This window comes from Bordetella genomosp. 11 (assembly GCF_002261215.1).
In the GTDB taxonomy this organism is placed as follows: domain Bacteria; phylum Pseudomonadota; class Gammaproteobacteria; order Burkholderiales; family Burkholderiaceae_B; genus Bordetella_C.
Genome location: NZ_NEVS01000001.1, coordinates 135575 through 152775, shown reverse-complemented (window position 1 = coordinate 152775; position 17201 = coordinate 135575). Strand labels below are relative to the sequence as shown.

Genomic DNA, 17201 nt, shown 5'->3' with positions numbered 1-17201 from the left:
AATCGTAGATAGGCGGCAAGCTGGCGCAGCCGGATGGGAGCTCAGGTACCGCCAGGCATGGCGGGCGTATCGGACGCGGGCCTGGGCGGTGGAATGCCTGCCTTGGCTTCCACGATGCGCAGCAGTTCATCCCGGAAAGCCTGATAGGCGCCCCCGCACGCCAGATCCGCGGACAAGGTCGCGTGCAGCCGCACCAACGTGCGGTGGGGCAGGCGGCCGACCGCGCTGGCCAGCCATTCCCGGGGTTGCATGACCCCGGCGGCGGCCTCGCGCGCGAACACCGTTTCAAGGATCCGGCCGATTGTTTCGCACGCCGCGTCTTCGGCGACATCGGCGGCGGCCAGGCAACGCAGCGCGTGGCCATACAGCGCGATACCGGTCGCCATGCGTGACTCCACCACCAGCAGGATGCCGTCCGCACGGTGAAATTCGTCCGTCCCGACAACGTCGTATAACAATTCTTCGCGGTGAAACGACAGGATCTTGTCCCTGACTTGTCGGCGCGCGCCCGCGGTGCGGTCGGCAGCATCGAGGAGCACGCGCGCGCTTTCGTCGCTGATGCCGGAATCCACGCCCATGCGCCGGTCCAGGCGCCGGACCTGCCTGCGCAATTCGGCAAAATGCCGGAGTAGCGGCTCATCGGACTGAATCGCGTTCAGGAACACATAGGTTGCGCCCACGACTTTCTCGCGGGTGTGCGCCATGCGCAACGCCTTGCGGTGTTCTCCCGGCGCCGCCAGGTAGCGAAACCGATACGCAATCGCCGAGCATAGGCGCTGGGGCCAGGATGCCGCGCGCCGACCGGACCAGGGCGCATCGCGCGCGGGGGCGATAGACGCCGCATTGTCGGACACCTGGGCATCAGGCAGGACGGCCGGCGGAAACACCGTGTCATTCATCAGCGGCAGGAAACGCAAAGGCAGTGGAATCGCGGGCGCGGCGTCGGACGACCCGGCGGCCCCACGGATCGAGCCTTCCCGGGATAGCGCCTGCGATGTCGCGTCGTCGCGGGCAGCCCGGCGGACCGCGGGCTGCGCCTCCCGGGGGCCGCGCAGGCCCAGGCCGAAGCGAAGTAGATCGAAGGGGCCGCAGCGCGCCACGCCGACGCGGGCACGCGCCTGCGATGCGCCGTATATGTCTGGATGGTCCGCCGCCTGCGGTTTGAACGCGTGCCCGTTTTGGGTGACGCCCAAGGCGGCTTCGGGGGACGATGCCGTACGAACAACGTATGAGGGGTCGGTTCCGTCGGGTTTGCCGGCGAACATATTCGCGTCTCCTGGTCTGGATGGGACGCGGCCTCATGGTGCGATGGCGTCCCTTGCATGACGCCACGAGGGATCGGGCGGCCCAGAGCGCGGCGGCGGTTGAGCCGCGTGCGCAAGGCCTTTCGGTCTCTGCGCCTGAGGGCAGGTTCCGGCCGGAGGGGAGAAACGGACGAACTAACCGACCCGCGCGACCGCGGACGGAGCACTAGGGCACGAGCATGGTGGCCGGACCGGCCGCCCGTCGCGCGAAGCGTGCTAGCGGGCGGACGCCTGCACCGCCGTGCCTTGCGCGGGTGCGCGCACGCGGCCGCACACCGGCTCGATGCCATGCACGTGTTCGTGGCGGAACCGGAAGCGCAGCTTCAGCATGCGGCCGTTGTCGGCGGCGCGCGTCACCACATCGGTGGTGTAGGTCGTGGCGCCGTTCAGCGGCGCGTTATAGATGACACGCGCCTTGATGACGGAACCGTCGGCGGGGCGCAGATGCACGATGTCGCCGACGTGGATGGGCGTGCCGTCCAGCGCATGATCGACGCGGGGCACGAGAGTGGGTTGAGTCGTAATCGTCATTGTGATTATTTTCCAAAGCAATTAATAAGCATGCCGCCAAGGACGGAGCCACGGGCTTGCGGCCCTGGAACGGACATGCTGCACACAGCGGGAACCGGCCATGGGCGCGATATGACATCGTGGCCCAAACTGATGACCGAATCATTGCTGCATAAGGTTCAGATGTACTCAGTCGTATGGACGAGAACATCGAGGCCGTGGCCGAGAGCAAAAAGCGGGCCTGGGCCCGGCACACCACGGAAAGTGTTCGCCAAGCCGGATTACCAGGGTTCGGTTGGACTGGTTTTAGCCTGGTAACTGGCGAAGCTGCTAAGAAACGAACCGCGCACCCGCGGAACCAGCCGTGGGCAAACAGTACGGGCGAAGCGCAGGGTCTATGCGAACCTGAGGCAGCGGGCAAGGTTGCCGACCAACGCTATATACCGTAGCGGCATAGGGCGCAATGGAACCAGGCTTGCCAGGGGTTTGTGCAGGAAGAACTACGGGAAAGAAACTTGGGAGGAGACTTCCGGGAGGACTTCTGGAAGGATTACTGCGCGAACAGCAATGGAATTATGCGCCATCTTCAGGCAAAAAGCAACATTTTCATTGAGTTACCCCCGTAGCGAGGCCGCGCGCCCCGGTCCGCCTGCGCCCGTGGCCGCTACAATGACCGGTCTACCCGCCGCGCCCGGCGCGGCGTATTGCAAAGGACATCGTGGTGGAAATGCACTCCGCTTATGAAGCCGCCTACAGCCCGCCACGCTTTTGGCGCAAGCTGGCCCGCCACGCGAAGGGGGCGGGACGCCAGGCCGTGGAAAAAGCCCTGTGGCTTTTCTATGCGCTGCAGGCGCCCGGCACGCCCAAATGGGCGAAGCGGGTGATCTACGGCGCACTGGGCTATTTCGTATTCCCGCTGGACGCCATTCCCGACCTGGCACCGTTGGCGGGCTATACGGACGACCTGGCCGTCATGGCCGCTGCCCTGGCCACGGTCGCCGTGTACATCACCGATGACGTCAAGCGCCAGGCAGCGGACAGGCTGCATCAATGGTTCGGTGCCGACGGCCCGACGTCGGACGCCTTGCGGGAGTGATGGCGGCAACCGATTCCGCCACGCCCCGCCCGGGCGCCGTGGCGACACCCGGACGGGCCGGCTTCGCCGACCTGTGGCTGGCCGAAACGGTGCGCCTGCGGGAAGAACACTGGGGTCCGCTGGAAGACCAGGATGCCGTGCGCCAGGCGCGGCAGGCCGATGGGCCCATCGAACATCGCGTACTGCTGCGCGCGCGGGCGATCGCGCGCCGCGAACACCTGGATGAACGCGTGGCCGCGTGGCGCCGCGGCGCGGGCATCGCCGCGGTCCTGCTATTGGCGCTGGCCGTGCTGGCTGGCGTGGGTACCGCATGGAGCGCCCTGGGCGATGGCACGCGCGTCGTCAACATCGTATGGGCGGCCGTTGCCATGCTGGGCCTGCACGCGCTGACCTTCCTGTTCTGGCTGTCCAGCTTCGCCGTGCGTGCCGGCGCGGCAGGGGCCGGCCTGGGCGGCGCCTGGCTGTGGCTGACCCGCAAACTGGCGCGCGGGCCGGATGCGGCCCTGCCGCCGCAGGCCTTGATGGCCTTGCTGGCGCGGGCGGGCGCGGCCCGCTGGCTGTTCGGCGCCATCAGCCATCTGTTATGGCTTGCCGCGCTGGCCGCCGCGCTGGCCACTTCCCTGGCGGTGCTGTCGACCGCCCGCTATCGTTTCGCCTGGGCCACCACGCTGTTGTCGCCCGATGCCTTCGTCGGCCTGACGCAGGCACTGGGGTGGCTGCCCGCGCGGCTCGGTTTCGCGCTGCCCGATGCCGCCATCGTGCGCCTGAGCGACGGCATGCACGACCTGCCCGCCGCGGCGCAGGCGCAATGGGCCTGGTGGCTGGTCGGGCTGGTGGTTGTCTATGGCATCCTTCCCAGGCTGCTCGCCTGGCTGGTCAGCGTCGCCCGCCTGCGCGGTGCCTTGCGCGGACTGTCCATCGATATGGCGTTGCCGGGCTACGCCGCGCTGCGCTCGCGCCTGCTGCCGCCCGCGGATCCTCCTGGCCAGGACGGCCCGGCGCCATGGATCCATGCGCCCCGCATCGCACCCACGATCCTGCCCCCGACGGGCGGGCAGGCGGTACTGGCGGGACTGGAGTTGCCGGACGACATCGTCTGGCCTCCGCCGGACCTGCCAACGACAATACGCGCGGCAGGCAATCTGGACAGCCGCGAACAACGCCACGCCTTGCTGGATGCCCTGGCGCAAGCACCCGCGCGGCGCCTGCTGCTGGCGTGCGACACGCGCCAGACGCCGGATCGCGGCACGCTGGCCCTGATCGCCGACCTGGCGGGCAAGGCCGCCGAAACCCGCGTCTGGCTGCTGGCGGCAACGGCGGCGGGCCCGAACGGTGACCGAAGCGCCGACGAAACCGAAAACAAAACCGGCAAGCAGGGCTGCGACAACACCCGCGAACTGAAGGCCGGGGACGCGCAGGCCTGGACGGACCGGACGTCCGCGTGGCGCAGCCGCCTGCTGGAAGCGGGCATGCCCGCCGAGGCCATCGTGGACAACCGGGACCAGCCGCTGCGCTGGCTGGAAGGCGACCATGGCTGACCTGCTGCAGATCGCCGTGGTGGGCCACACGAACACGGGCAAGACCTCGCTGCTGCGTACCCTGACGCGCGATCCCGCCTTCGGCGACGTCGCCGACAGTCCGGGCACCACGCGGCGGGTGCAAGGCGCGCGATTGCGGCTGGAAGGGCAGCCGGTGCTGGCATGGTTCGATACGCCGGGCATGGAGGACAGCATCGCGCTACTCGAGTACATCGAACACTTGTGCGGCGACCGTCGCCTGGATGGCCCCGACCGCATACGTTTGTTCCTGGATTCCCCGGAGGCGCGGCGGCGCTTCGAACAGGAGGCCCGCGTACTGGAGAAAATGCTGGAGTGCGATGCCGCGCTATACGTGATCGATGCGCGCGATCCGGTGCTGGGCAAGCATCGCGACGAACTGGCGCTGCTCGCCGCCTGCGGCAGGCCGCTGCTGCCGGTGCTGAATTTCGTGCACGCGCCCTCGCACCGGGCCATGCAGTGGCGCGACGCAATGGCGCGGCTGGGCCTGCATGCGCTGCTGGAGTTCGATACGGTGGCGCCTCCGCTGGATGGCGAAAAGCAGCTCTACGACCGCCTGTCGATCCTGCTCGATCGTCATGCAGACATCCTGGTCCGGCTGTCGGATGCACTCGCCCGCGAACGCCGCGAACGCCACGAAGCGGCCCTGCGCCTGATCGCCGAGCTGCTGGTGGACGTGGCCGCCCTGCGCCTGTCCTGCGATGCCGGCGAGGCCGCGTTGCGCGATGCCACGCAACGGCTGCGCGACCTTGCGCGCCGGCGCGAGCAGGCCTGCGTCGATGCGCTGCTGGCGCTGTACAACTTCCGCCAGGACGACTATGCGCGCGACCCCCTGCCATTGGAAGGCGAACGCTGGGGCATGGACCTTTTCCATCCGCGCGCACTGAAGGATGCCGGCATCGAAGTCGGCATCGGCATGGCCACCGGCGCGATGGCGGGCGCCGCGGTGGACCTGATGCTCGCGGGCATCAGCCTGGGCACGGCGGCCTTGATAGGCGCCGCGGCCGGCGGCATGTGGCAAGGCATCGAGCGCTTCGGCAAGCGACTGGGCGGCAAGCTGCGTGGACGCCGCGAGCTGAGCGTCGACGACGCAGTGCTGCGCCTGCTGGCCGTGCGGCAGCGCGCGCTGGTGCAGGCGCTGGAGCGTCGCGGCCATGCCGCGCGCGAACCCGTGCGCCTGGATGGTGCAGGCAACGATCCCTGGCGCGATGCCGGCCTGCCCGACGAAATCAGGGAAGCCCGCAGCAACCCGCAATGGTGCGGCATCACCGAAGGCTATCGGGATAGCGCGCGGCGCACCGCCGTGGTGAACGCTTTGGTGCACCAGCTCGCCTGACGCGGCACCGGTCCGCCGCGCGCGGGACCATGGCCCAAGCCATCCCGTCATGCAAGCACGTGTATACCCCAAGGTAAATCGCCACGGGCTTACGGTAGGATCGGCCTGCTTATCGATGCTGTCTCTCTCAATGATGTCCGCCGCGCTTGATCAGCGCCTGCAGGAGCCGGAGAAACATGGGACTTGTCACCTACACCAGACAAATCGTCTTGGCATCACTGCTCGCCATCGCGGCAGGCACTTCCGTCGCGCACGCGCGCACCTTGCACTGGGCCTACCAGGGCGATGCGCAGTCGCTGGACCCGATGGCCCTGAACGAGACCTTCACGCTGGGTTTCCAGGGCAACTTCTACGAACCCCTGGTCGGCTACGACGGCGACCTCAAGCTGGTTCCCATGCTGGCGGAAAGCTGGCAGAACACCGAGCCCACCAAATGGGTGTTCAAGCTGCGCAAGGGCGTGAAGTTCCACAATGGCGAGGACTTCACCGCCGATGATGTGATCTTCTCCTGGAAACGCAGCCTGACACCCGGCTCCGACATGAAGGGCTACGGCGCCAAGGCAAGCGACATCCGCAAGATCGACGACTACACCGTCGAAGTCACCACGCCCAGCCCCAATCCCATCCTGCCGCGCGAATGGACGCAGCTCTACATGATGAGCAAGTCCTGGTCGGAGCAGAACAAGACGACCGAGGCGACCAACGTCAAGGGGGACAACCAGGGCAACTATGCCAACATGCACGAAGACGGCACGGGCCCCTTCGTGGTGGTGGAACGGCAGCCCGACGTGCGCACGCATCTCAAGCGCTTCGCCGGCTACTGGAACAAACAGGTTCCGACCAATATCGACGAAGTGGAGTTCCGCCCCATCACGCAGGAATCGACGCGTGTCGCCGCGTTGATCTCCGGCGAGATGGACATCGTGCAGCCGGTTCCCGTACAGGATTGGCCACGGCTGGAGGAATCCAAGGGCGTCAAGCCGCTGACCGGCGCGGAGGCGCGCGCCATCTTCATCGGCATGGACCAGGCACGCGACGAGCTGCTGTTTTCCGACGTCAAGGGCAAGAATCCGTTCAAGGATCCGCGCGTGCGCGAGGCGGTGGTGCTGGCGGTCGATACCGGCGCGATCAACCAGAAGATCATGCGCGGTGCCGCCAAGCCGCTGGGCTCTCTGATCGCGACCGCCATCAACGGCTATGACGACAGCTTCGGCGCGCCCATCAAGCCGGACCCCGCGCGCGCGAAGAAGCTGCTGGCCGAAGCCGGCTATCCCAACGGTTTCCGCACCACCCTGGATTGTCCCAACGACAGGTACGTCAACGACGAAAAGGTATGCCAGGCCGTGGCCGGCATGCTGGCGCGGGTAGGCATCAAGATCGATCTGCTGGCACAGACCAAGTCCAAGTACTTCGGCAAGATCCTGCTGCAGGCGGGCAACCAGACCAGCATGTACATGCTGGGATGGACGCCGACCTCCATCGACGCGCACAACGCGCTATTGAACCTGGTGGGATGCCGCGACGCCAAGACGGCGTCCGGGCAATTCAACCTGGGCGGCTACTGCAACAAGGAAGTGGATGGCCTCATCGCCCGGATCGGCTCGGAGACCGACCAGGCCAAGCGCAACGCGATGATCAAGCAGGCCTTCGAGATCGTACGCAAGGACTGGGGCTATCTGCCGCTGCACCAGCAGCCCATGTCGTGGGGCGTGAAGGACAACATCAAGGTGGTGCAACGCGCCGACGACGTCCTGGACCTGCGCAACGTGGTCATGCCGTAGGCCCTGTCGACGCATGCTGGGTTTCATCGCGCGCCGCCTGATGCAATCGCTGCTGGTCATGCTGGCGGTGGCGCTGATCGCCTTCTCGATGTTCCGCTACGTGGGCGACCCCATCACCAACCTGGTGGGACAGGATACGACGCCGGAACAGCGCGCCGCCCTGCGGGCAAGCCTGGGACTGGACGATCCTTTCGTCGTCCAGTACGCGCGCTTTGTCGCCGATGCCGCGCACGGCGACTTCGGCGTGTCCTACCGCCAGCGCCGTCCGGTCAGCGAGTTGCTGGAAGAACGCCTGCCCGCCACGCTGGAGCTGTCCTTCGTGTCCGCGCTGATGGCGCTGGCCTTCGGCATACCCATGGGCATTTATACGGCGCTGAAGCGGCGCAGCCTGCTGTCGCGGGCCTTCATGGCGGTCTCGCTGGCCGGCATCTCGCTGCCCACCTTCCTGATCGGCATGCTGTTGATCCTGTTCTTCGGCGTGCAGCTGCGCTGGCTGCCCAGCTTCGGGCGCGGCGACGTGGTGGCGATCGGCGGGTGGACGACAGGGCTGCTGACGCGCAGCGGACTGGCCGCGCTGATCCTGCCGTCCATTACCCTGGCGCTGTTCCAGATGACGCTGATCATGCGCCTGGTACGGGCCGAGATGCTGGAAGTCCTGCAAGCCGATTTCATCACCTTCGCCCGCGCACGCGGCCTGCCCGATCGACTGATCCACTTCCGCCATGCATTGAAGAACACGCTGGTACCGGTGATCACGATCACCGGTCTGCAGCTCGGATCGATCATCGCGTTCTCCATCATCACCGAAACCGTATTCCAGTGGCCGGGCATGGGCCTGTTGTTCATCCAGGCAGTCGGCATGGTCGACATCCCGGTGATGGCCGCCTACCTGGTGCTGATCGCCCTGGTCTTCGTGCTGATCAACCTGGCGGTGGACTTGCTGTACTTCGCGGTCGACCCGCGGCTGCGCGTACAGCGCGCCTGAGCCGCCGAGTGAAATACGCGGGACGTACCGCCGGATGGACCAAGGATATGCACATCGCATGAGCGCACAGACAGAATCCACTGACGACAAGCCGGGCATGGCGGTGCTGTGGGCGCGCATCGCGGACAGTGACCTGTGGTACAGCTTTCGCCATTCGCCGGGCGCCATGCTCTCGGCCGCCGTGACCCTGCTGATCGTCGCCGCGGCGCTGCTGGCGCCGCTGCTGGCGCCCCACAATCCTTTCGACCTGGCCTCGCTGGACATCATGGACGCGAACACGCCGCCCATGTGGCAGGACGGCGGCAGCGCGTCCTTCGTCCTGGGCACCGACGACCAGGGCCGCGACATTCTCTCGGCCATTCTCTACGGCGCGCGCGTCTCGCTGACGGTCGGCGTCGCCTCGGTCCTGTTCTCGATGGTGCTGGGCGTATCGCTGGGCCTGGTCAGCGGCTATGCCGGCGGCCGCGTGGACAGCGTGATCATGCGCATCGCCGATATCCAGCTGTCCTTTCCGGCCATCCTGGTCGCGCTGCTGGTCGACGGCGTGGCGCGGGGCGTACTGCCGCGCGATATGCACGACGAACTGGCGCTTTACGTATTGATCTTCTCGATCGGCATATCCGGCTGGGTGCAGTATGCGCGCACGGTGCGCGGCGCGACGCTGGTGGAGCGCAACAAGGAATACGTCCAGGCCGCGCGCCTGATCGGCATCGGTCCGTTCGCCATCCTGCGGCGGCATATCCTGCCCAACGTGCTGGGGCCCGTGCTGGTCATCGCCACCATCCACCTGGCGGTGGCCATCATCACCGAAGCCACGCTGTCCTTCCTGGGCGTGGGCATCCCGCCGACCGCCCCTTCGCTGGGCACGCTGATCCGCATCGGCAACAGCTATCTGTTTTCCGGCATGTGGTGGATCTCTATTTTCCCGGGCATCGCGCTGGTGGCGCTGGTGCTGTCGGTCAACCTGCTGGGCGATTGGCTGCGCGACGCGCTCAATCCCAGGCTGCGCTAAGGAAGCCTGCCATGGCCTTGCTCGACATCGACGACCTGCGCATCGAATTCGCCGGCCGGCGGGGTACCCGCGTGGCGGTGCAGGACATCACGCTGCGGCTGGAGAAGGGCGAGATCCTGGGGGTGGTCGGTGAATCCGGCGCCGGCAAGTCGACCATCGGCAATGCCGTCATCGGCTTGCTGGAACCGCCCGGCCGCATGGCGGGCGGACGCATCAGCCTGGACGGCGAGCGCATCGACAACCAGCCCGAATCGGCGCGCCGCAAATTGCGCGGCCGCCGTATCGGCATGATCTTCCAGGACCCGCTGACGTCGCTGGACCCTCTGCAAACGGTGGAAACGCAGTTGGTCGAGACCATCCGGGTGCACCTGGCGCTGAGCGCCGCGGCGGCCCGCGATCGTGCCGTCGACCTGCTGCGCCTGGTGGGTATCCCGCAGCCGGAGGTCCGGCTGGGCCAGTATCCCCACCAGTTTTCAGGCGGCATGCGGCAACGCGTGGTGATCGCGCTGGCGCTGTGCTGCGAACCCGAAGTGATCGTCGCCGACGAGCCGACGACGGCGCTGGATGTGTCCATACAAGCCCAGATATTGACCCTGCTGCGCCGCCTGTGCGCGGAGAAACAGGTCGGCATGATCCTGATCACGCACGACATGGGCGTCATCGCCGACGTCACGGACCGCGTGGCCGTGCTGTACCGCGGCCGGCTGGTCGAGCACGGACCGACGGCGAAGGTACTGGGCGACCCCGATCATCCCTATACGCGCAGCCTGATCGCCGCCGTGCCCCGGCCCGACGTCAAGCTGAGCCGCTTCCCCCGGGTCAGCTACAACGAGAACGCTGGCGCGCCGCAGGCCACGTCGGTGCTGGACGTCCATACCCACTGGCTGGGCCAACAGCGCGATTTCGGCGAGCGGGGCGTGCATCCGCTGGTGGAAACGCGCGGCTTGGGCATGCGCTTCGTGCTGAAGCCCGCTTTGCTGGCGCGCAATCGCCGCACGCTGGATGCCGTGCGGGACGTATCGCTGACGATACGCGAAGGCGAGGTCTTCGGGCTGGTGGGCGAATCCGGGTCGGGAAAGTCCACCGTCGCGCGGCTGATCGCCGGCCTGTACACGCCGACCGCGGGGAGCATCCGGTTCGCCGGCGCGGACCTGGCCACCCTGCGGGGGGAAAAGGCGCTGAACCCGATCCGGCGCCAGATGCAGATGGTGTTCCAGGATCCCTATTCGTCGCTGAACCCGCGCATGCGGGTTCTGGATGCGGTGGCCGAGCCGATCCGCTTTCATGGCCTGGCATCCGGCGAAGCGCACACGCGGCGTATCGTGGAGGATCTGCTGGAGGTCGTCGGCCTGGGCGCGGACGCGGCGGCACGCTACCCGCATGAGTTCTCCGGAGGCCAGCGCCAGCGCATCTGCATCGCGCGGGCGCTGGCCACGCGGCCCCGCTTTCTTATCTGCGACGAACCCACTTCGGCCCTGGATGTGTCCATCCAGGCGCAGATCCTGAACCTGCTGAAAGACCTGCAGGAAAAACTGGGGCTGACGATGCTGTTCATCAGCCACGACCTGCCGGTGATCCGGCAGATGTGCGACCGCGTGGGTGTCATGCGCCACGGCGAACTGCTGGAGGTGGCCGAGACGGAGACCTTGTTCGAAACGCCACGGCATCCGTACACCCGCCAGTTGCTGGAGCTGATGCCGCGCCTGCGCGGCCTGCGCGAGCCCGCGGAAAGCCCCGCGGCGCGGGGCGCGCTGGCCTTGTCCGGTTAGCGGGGCTGGACCGAACCGGGCACGGGGGCCTGGTCCTGCTCCGGCTCATCCGGCTCGTCCGGTTCATCCGCGCCCGGTTGGTCCTGGTCGGGTTCATCCATGCCGGGCTGGCCCATCATCCCCATGGCCCCTTGCAGCACCAGGCCCGCGAACTGGTCGAGCGGCATCTTGGTGCCATTCAGGTCCACCGTACGATCGGCATAATGCAGCGTCGATACGACGTCGGTGCCCTGCACGGTGGCAAAGCCCGACGACGCCGCCGCCTTGCCCATCATCGCCGCCAGGGCCTGCGCCTGGGCCTGGGCCGCCGCCGCGTCCATGCCGTCGCGTTGCATATTGTCCGCCAGCAGGTCGGCCACCATGGGTTGCGCGACCGAAACCCGCGCGTCCAGCTTGCGCAGCGTTTGCGCGATGCGCTCGTCGATGGGCAGATCCGCCTTGTCCGGTTTGGCCAGGTCCAGATTCAGTGTGAACCGGGCTTCACCGTGCGGCGTCTTGAGCAGGATGGGGTCGATGTAGACGTTGGGATTGGCCGCCAGCAGCGCGTCGCGCGCCGACAGGGCCAGTGCGCGTTCGTCCGGGCTGAGCTCCGGTTGGACGGGTACGCTTTGCGCCGCGCCGCCAGCCTGCGTGCGCTCCATCGCGCGCGACCACAGCCGGCCATACAAGGTGGCCAGCGACTTGAGCGCGTCGGGCGCCACGTTCTTCGCGCCGAGCGACACCTGGGCCGTGCCGATATCCGTTCCGCCCACGCTCACCATGTCGGCGTCGTAGGTCGCGTGCATGGCCAACAGCCCTTTGTCCTCGGTGACCTCGGTACGTTGCGCGTAGCCCGTCAGTACGACGGGCGCGGTGCTCGGCGGCGACAAAGCGATCCGCTTGACCCTCAAGGCCGTTGTGCCCAACTGCAGGTCGGCGGGGCCGGGGCGCATCTCCGACGTACCGGTCACACCGGTGAGTTCCGCCTGCCCCGGCGCCTGGCCCTTCATGGTCTTGAACAGGAGATGGTCGACCGCCACGTCCGCCTGGCCGTGCTTGGCGGCATCCTGGCTGTAGTTCATGACCAGGCCGGAGAAATCCAGGGTCGCGTCAGCGCGCGCCAGTTTGACCGGCTCCGCCCGAACGGTACCGGAAACGGCCTGCGTATACGAGATCACGGCGGTGCCGGAAACCGGCGGCACGCCGTTCGTCAGCGCGAACCACGGGTGGACGGTGTCGTTGTCGCGCAGGCTGAAGTCGCCCGCCGCCATGACCGGCAGCAAGCGCAATTGCGCCAGGCGCCGTAGCGGGAAGGGGCCATGCCCGATGTGGCCGGCGATGTCGATCACGTCCTCGCGGGACGGCGGCTGGCCGGCGGCGCCCTGTACCCGCACCCGTAACGTCAGGTCGGTCGAAAAGAGGCGCCGGTGCAGGCTGTCCAGCGCCAGCGTCACATTGCCGCCGGGAAACAGCGTCTGCAGGCGCGCATTGGCGTCGGCCACCTGCTGGCGGACGATGTCTTCCACACGCTTTCCGGTGTACCAGGCGCCCGCGGTCCACACTACGCCGACCGCCACCACCACGCCTGCCACCCCGCCGATCGCTTTTCTTTTCATGATGCCGGTTCTTCTCGCTGGACAAAGGCGGGATTATAGGTAGGAGCCTTGCCATCCCCGCCATGGCGCCGCCACTTCCCACGGAAAAAGCGTTACAGGACTATACCGGCCCGGTTTCGCGAGTGAGGTACAATGCGTTGAGTGTGCAGTGCCAATCCGCACACCGCGCCATGCGGCATTCGCCGACGTGCTGCGCCCCTGGGACCGTCCCACGGGCCGCTTCCTTTTCCTCCCTTTCGTCCGCCTGGATTGGAGTCACTCAACTTGAGCGACAGGCTGCCGCTGGAGTTGTACTTGACTGTCAAATCATCCTTCGCCGACCTCGGGTTGGCAGATTCCCTGTTGCGCGCGATCGCCGAGACCGGCTACACCGCCCCGACGCCCATCCAGGCCCAGGCCATTCCGCTGGTGCTGCAAGGCGGAGACCTGCTCGCCGCCGCACAGACCGGCACCGGCAAGACCGCCGGCTTCACGCTGCCGATCCTGCACCTGCTGATGCAGAACAAGCCCGCGCTGCGCAAGCCCGGCCGGCCGCGTTGCCTGATCCTGACACCCACGCGCGAGCTCACCGCGCAGGTCGAAGAATCGGTGCAGACCTACGGCAAGCACACGCCCCTGACGTCCATGGTGATGTTCGGCGGGGTCAACATCAATCCGCAGATCAGCGCGCTGAAAAAGCCGCTCGATATCCTGGTGGCCACGCCCGGGCGCCTGCTGGACCACGCGGGCCAGAAAACCGTGGACCTCTCCGGCGTGGAAATCCTCGTCCTGGACGAAGCCGACCGCATGCTGGACATGGGTTTCATCCGCGACATCCGCAAGGTGCTGGCGCTGTTGCCGCGACAACGGCAGAACCTGCTGTTTTCCGCGACGTTCTCCGACGAGATCCGCACCCTGGCGCGTGGCGTGCTGAACAATCCCGGCGAAGTATCGGTAACGCCGCGCAATACCGCCACCGAGCTGGTGACCCAGACTATGCATCTGGTGGAGCAGCATCACAAGCGCGATCTGATCAGCCACATCATCCGCGAAAGCGGCTGGCATCAGGTCCTGGTGTTCACGCGCACCAAGCACGGCGCGAACCGCCTGGCGGAAAAGCTCGTCAAGGACGGGCTGAGCGCCGCGGCCATCCACGGCAACAAAAGCCAGGCGGCGCGCACGCGCGCGCTGGCGGGCTTCAAGTCGGGCAACGTCAGCGTGCTGGTCGCCACCGACATCGCCGCGCGCGGGCTGGATATCGACCAGTTGCCGCAGGTGGTGAACTTCGAACTGCCCAATGTGCCGGAAGACTACGTCCACCGCATCGGCCGCACCGGCCGCGCGGGCGCCACGGGCGCCGCGATCTCGTTGGTCGACCCCAGCGAAATCAAGCTGCTGAAAGCCATCGAAAAATTGATCCGCAAGCCCATCGACCGCATCGAGGTGAAAGGCTGGACGCCGTCGCCCAACGCCGTGCGCGAGCGCGACGATGAAGACGACGAGCGCGAATCGCGCGGCCCGCGTGGCGGCGGCCGTGGCCGTGCGCCGGCGCGGTCCGGCAACGGCGCCGCGGCCAATGGCGGCGCGCGCCGCAACGGCGCGGCGGGTACTGCCTCGACGGGTAGCCGTGACGGCGGCCGGGCCAATGGCGATCGCGCGGCTGGCCACAACGGCCGTCCCGCCGCCGCCGGCAACGCATCCGGCGCGGATGCCCGCGGCAGCCGCAACGGCAATGGCGGCAACGGCGGCCAACGCTCCGCCAATGGCAACCGCGGCGCCAACGGCGATCGCCATGCCACGGGCAGCGGCCATCGTGGCGCGCCGGCGCCGGCGCCCCGCGCCGCGGGCGGCCAGGGTGCCGCGCGCCGCCCCGCGCTGCTGTCGAAATAAAATCGGCACCAGGCACCGCGCCCCCTTACGGGTGGCGCGGGCCCGGGTCCCGCGAAAACCGGCGCACCGCTTCCCTGAACAAGGAACCCCAAAGGAATACCCGTGCTCCTTTCCACCTGGCTGACCTTCATGCTGGCGTCTTGGGCGATTTCGTTTTCGCCGGGCGCGGGCGCGCTTTCCGCCATGACCTCGGGCCTGCGGCATGGATTTGCGCGAGGCTACTGGAATACCGCCGGGCTGATCCTGGGCATCATGTTCCAGCTGGCAGTGGTAGGCATCGGCCTGGGCACGCTGCTGGCCGCCTCGGAAACCGCGTTTGCCGTGGTGAAGTACCTGGGCGTCGCCTACCTGATCTACCTCGGCTGGCGCCAGTTCCGCGCGCAGGCCGCGCCGATCACCTTCGAAGGCGGCCAGTCGCGCGATGAATCGCGCCGCGCGCTGATCCTGCGCGGCTTCCTCATCAACGCCAGCAATCCCAAGGGCACGGTATTCCTGCTGGCCGTGGTCCCGCAGTTCATCGACGCCGCCCAGCCGCTCGCCCAGCAATACCTGGCGATCGCCGCCACCATGGCCTTGACCGACACGGTCGCCATGGCTTTCTACACGCTGCTGGCCGCCAAGGTGCTGCGCCTGTTGCGCAGCCCCGGCCATATCCGGTGGATGAACCGTGCCTTCGGCTCGCTGTTCATGGCCGCCGGCCTGCTGCTGGCGTGCTTCCGGCGCGCACAGTAAGAAACGCGACGTGGCGTCCGCCTGTAAAATTTCCCGCCTATGAATATCGCTCAAGAAGTCGAGCGGCGACGCACGTTCGCCATCATCTCGCACCCGGACGCGGGCAAGACCACGCTGACCGAAAAACTCCTGCTGTTCGCCGGCGCGATCCAGATCGCCGGCAGCGTGAAAGCGCGCAAGGCCAGCCGGCACGCGTCTTCCGACTGGATGGAAATCGAAAAGCAGCGCGGCATTTCCGTGGCATCGTCCGTCATGCAGATGGAATATCGCGACAGCGTCATCAACCTGCTGGACACCCCCGGGCACCAGGACTTCTCCGAAGATACCTACCGCGTGCTGACGGCCGTCGACGCGGCGCTGATGGTGATCGACGCCGCCAACGGCGTGGAACCCCAAACCAAGCGCCTGCTGCAGGTCTGCCGCGCGCGCAACACGCCCATCATCACCTTCATCAACAAAATGGACCGCGAAGTCCGCGAGCCCCTGGACCTGCTGGCCGAGATCGAGTCGCACCTGGGCATGGACGCGGTACCGTTCTCATGGCCGGTCGGCATGGGCAAGTCCTTCGGCGGCGTGTTCGACATCCGCCAGGACCGCATGCGCATCTTTCGCGCGGGCCAGGAACGGCGCGGCGACGACAACGAATTCATCGAAGGCCTGGATAATCCGGAAATCGCCCGCCGCTTCAGCAGCGCTTTCCAGCAGGCGCATGGGGAAATCGCCCTGATCAACGAAGCCGCGCCGGCGTTCGACGAACAGGCCTTCCTGGCCGGCAAGCAGACACCGGTGTTCTTCGGTTCGGCGATCAACAACTTCGGCGTGCAGGAAGTCCTGGATGCGCTGGTGGAACTGGCGCCCCGGCCCGGGCCGCGCCCGGCCTTGCAGCGCGTGGTGCAGCCGGACGAGCCGCGCTTCACCGGCGTGGTGTTCAAGGTACAGGCCAATATGGACCCCGCGCACCGTGACCGCGTGGCCTTCGTGCGCGTCAGCTCCGGCCGCTTCGAACGGGGCATGCGCCTGAAGGTTTGCCGCACCAACAAGGAAATGCGGCCCAACAACGTGGTTTCCTTTTTGTCGCAGCGGCGCGAGCTGCTGGACGAAGCCTACGCCGGCGATGTCATCGGCATACCCAACCACGGCGTGTTGCAGCTGGGCGACGTGCTTACCGAGGGCGAATTTTTGCAATTCACGGGGCTGCCCTTCTTCGCGCCGGAACTCTTCCAGGCGGTGGAAGTGAAAGACCCGCTGCGAACCAAGCAGTTACGTACCGGTTTGGCGCAGCTCGGCGAAGAAGGCGCGATCCAGGTGTTCCGCCCGGTCGCGGCCGGCGGTGCCATGCTGCTGGGGGCGGTCGGGCAGCTGCAGTTCGAAGTGGTGCAGCATCGGCTGAAAACGGAGTACGGCGTCGACGCCAGATTGATGCCTTCGCGTTACACCATGGCACGATGGATTACGTCGGCGGACCCCAAGGCGCTGCGCAAGTTCATGGATGCCAATGCCGCGCATATCGCCTATGATGTGGTGGACGCGGCCGCGTTTTTGATCGGCTCGCCCGCGCAATTGCGTGTCGCGGAAGAACTGTATCCAGATGTCAAGTTCCACGCGATGCGCGAGCATGGCGGACGAGTGTTCGGCGACAAGGCCCAGGCTTAAGAG

The 17201-nt window shown here is 67.1% G+C and carries 13 protein-coding genes; 10 read left to right on the top strand and 3 right to left on the bottom strand.

Annotation, left to right across the window (positions count from 1 at the left end):
• Positions 1–41 precede the first annotated feature (41 nt).
• Both CAL28_RS00665 and CAL28_RS00660 read right to left on the bottom strand, forming a co-directional pair.
• A complete protein-coding gene (locus CAL28_RS00665) occupies positions 42–1265 on the bottom strand; it encodes a hypothetical protein (RefSeq protein WP_094839507.1) in 1224 nt (407 codons plus the stop codon).
• A gap of 255 nt (positions 1266–1520) precedes the next feature.
• Positions 1521–1835: a hypothetical protein gene (locus CAL28_RS00660; RefSeq protein ID WP_094839506.1), complete on the bottom strand. Its 315-nt coding sequence runs from the start codon at positions 1833–1835 to the stop codon at positions 1521–1523.
• Positions 1836–2541: 706 nt separating this feature from the next.
• Between CAL28_RS00660 and CAL28_RS00655 the strand changes: the two genes are divergently transcribed.
• From CAL28_RS00655 to CAL28_RS00625, 7 genes are all read left to right on the top strand, one after another.
• The gene (locus CAL28_RS00655; RefSeq protein WP_094840543.1) at positions 2542–2910 is read left to right on the top strand and encodes a YkvA family protein; all 369 of its coding nucleotides are present in this window, start codon (positions 2542–2544) and stop codon (positions 2908–2910) included.
• Complete coding sequence (locus CAL28_RS00650; RefSeq protein ID WP_094839505.1) at positions 2910–4448, top strand: DUF2868 domain-containing protein; 1539 nt, start codon at positions 2910–2912, stop codon at positions 4446–4448. Before CAL28_RS00655 ends, CAL28_RS00650 begins: the two co-directional genes overlap by 1 nt.
• Entirely contained in the window at positions 4441–5802 is a 1362-nt protein-coding gene (locus tag CAL28_RS00645) for a GTPase/DUF3482 domain-containing protein (protein ID WP_094839504.1), read from the top strand. Before CAL28_RS00650 ends, CAL28_RS00645 begins: the two co-directional genes overlap by 8 nt.
• Positions 5803–5978: 176 nt before the next feature.
• Positions 5979–7583, top strand: coding sequence for an ABC transporter substrate-binding protein (locus tag CAL28_RS00640; protein ID WP_094839503.1), 1605 nt, complete (start codon positions 5979–5981; stop codon positions 7581–7583).
• A gap of 13 nt (positions 7584–7596) precedes the next feature.
• Positions 7597–8568 (top strand): ABC transporter permease, encoded by a 972-nt coding sequence (locus CAL28_RS00635; protein WP_094839502.1) that lies wholly within the window; start codon positions 7597–7599, stop codon positions 8566–8568.
• A 97-nt stretch (positions 8569–8665) separates the two neighbouring features.
• Positions 8666–9580, top strand: coding sequence for an ABC transporter permease (locus CAL28_RS00630; protein WP_094840542.1), 915 nt, complete (start codon positions 8666–8668; stop codon positions 9578–9580).
• An 11-nt stretch (positions 9581–9591) separates the two neighbouring features.
• Positions 9592–11349, top strand: coding sequence for a dipeptide ABC transporter ATP-binding protein (locus CAL28_RS00625; RefSeq protein WP_094839501.1), 1758 nt, complete (start codon positions 9592–9594; stop codon positions 11347–11349).
• On the opposite strand, the gene CAL28_RS00620 is transcribed toward CAL28_RS00625, so the two are convergent.
• Positions 11346–12944, bottom strand: a complete 1599-nt coding sequence (locus CAL28_RS00620) for a YdgA family protein (protein ID WP_094839500.1) — start codon at positions 12942–12944, stop codon at positions 11346–11348. The genes CAL28_RS00625 and CAL28_RS00620 overlap by 4 nt on opposite strands.
• A gap of 294 nt (positions 12945–13238) precedes the next feature.
• Here CAL28_RS00620 and CAL28_RS00615 point away from each other — a divergent pair, with 294 nt between their 5' ends.
• The 3 genes from CAL28_RS00615 to CAL28_RS00605 all read left to right on the top strand — a co-directional run bounded on the left by CAL28_RS00615 (position 13239) and on the right by CAL28_RS00605 (position 17198).
• Positions 13239–14813 (top strand): DEAD/DEAH box helicase, encoded by a 1575-nt coding sequence (locus CAL28_RS00615; protein ID WP_176463827.1) that lies wholly within the window; start codon positions 13239–13241, stop codon positions 14811–14813.
• 102 nt (positions 14814–14915) lie between these two features.
• A complete protein-coding gene (locus CAL28_RS00610) occupies positions 14916–15545 on the top strand; it encodes a LysE family transporter (protein WP_094839499.1) in 630 nt (209 codons plus the stop codon).
• A gap of 39 nt (positions 15546–15584) precedes the next feature.
• Positions 15585–17198 carry a peptide chain release factor 3 gene (locus CAL28_RS00605; protein ID WP_094839498.1) on the top strand — a complete coding sequence of 538 codons (1614 nt, stop codon included), beginning with the start codon at positions 15585–15587 and terminating at the stop codon, positions 17196–17198.
• The last annotated feature ends 3 nt before the right edge of the window (positions 17199–17201 follow it).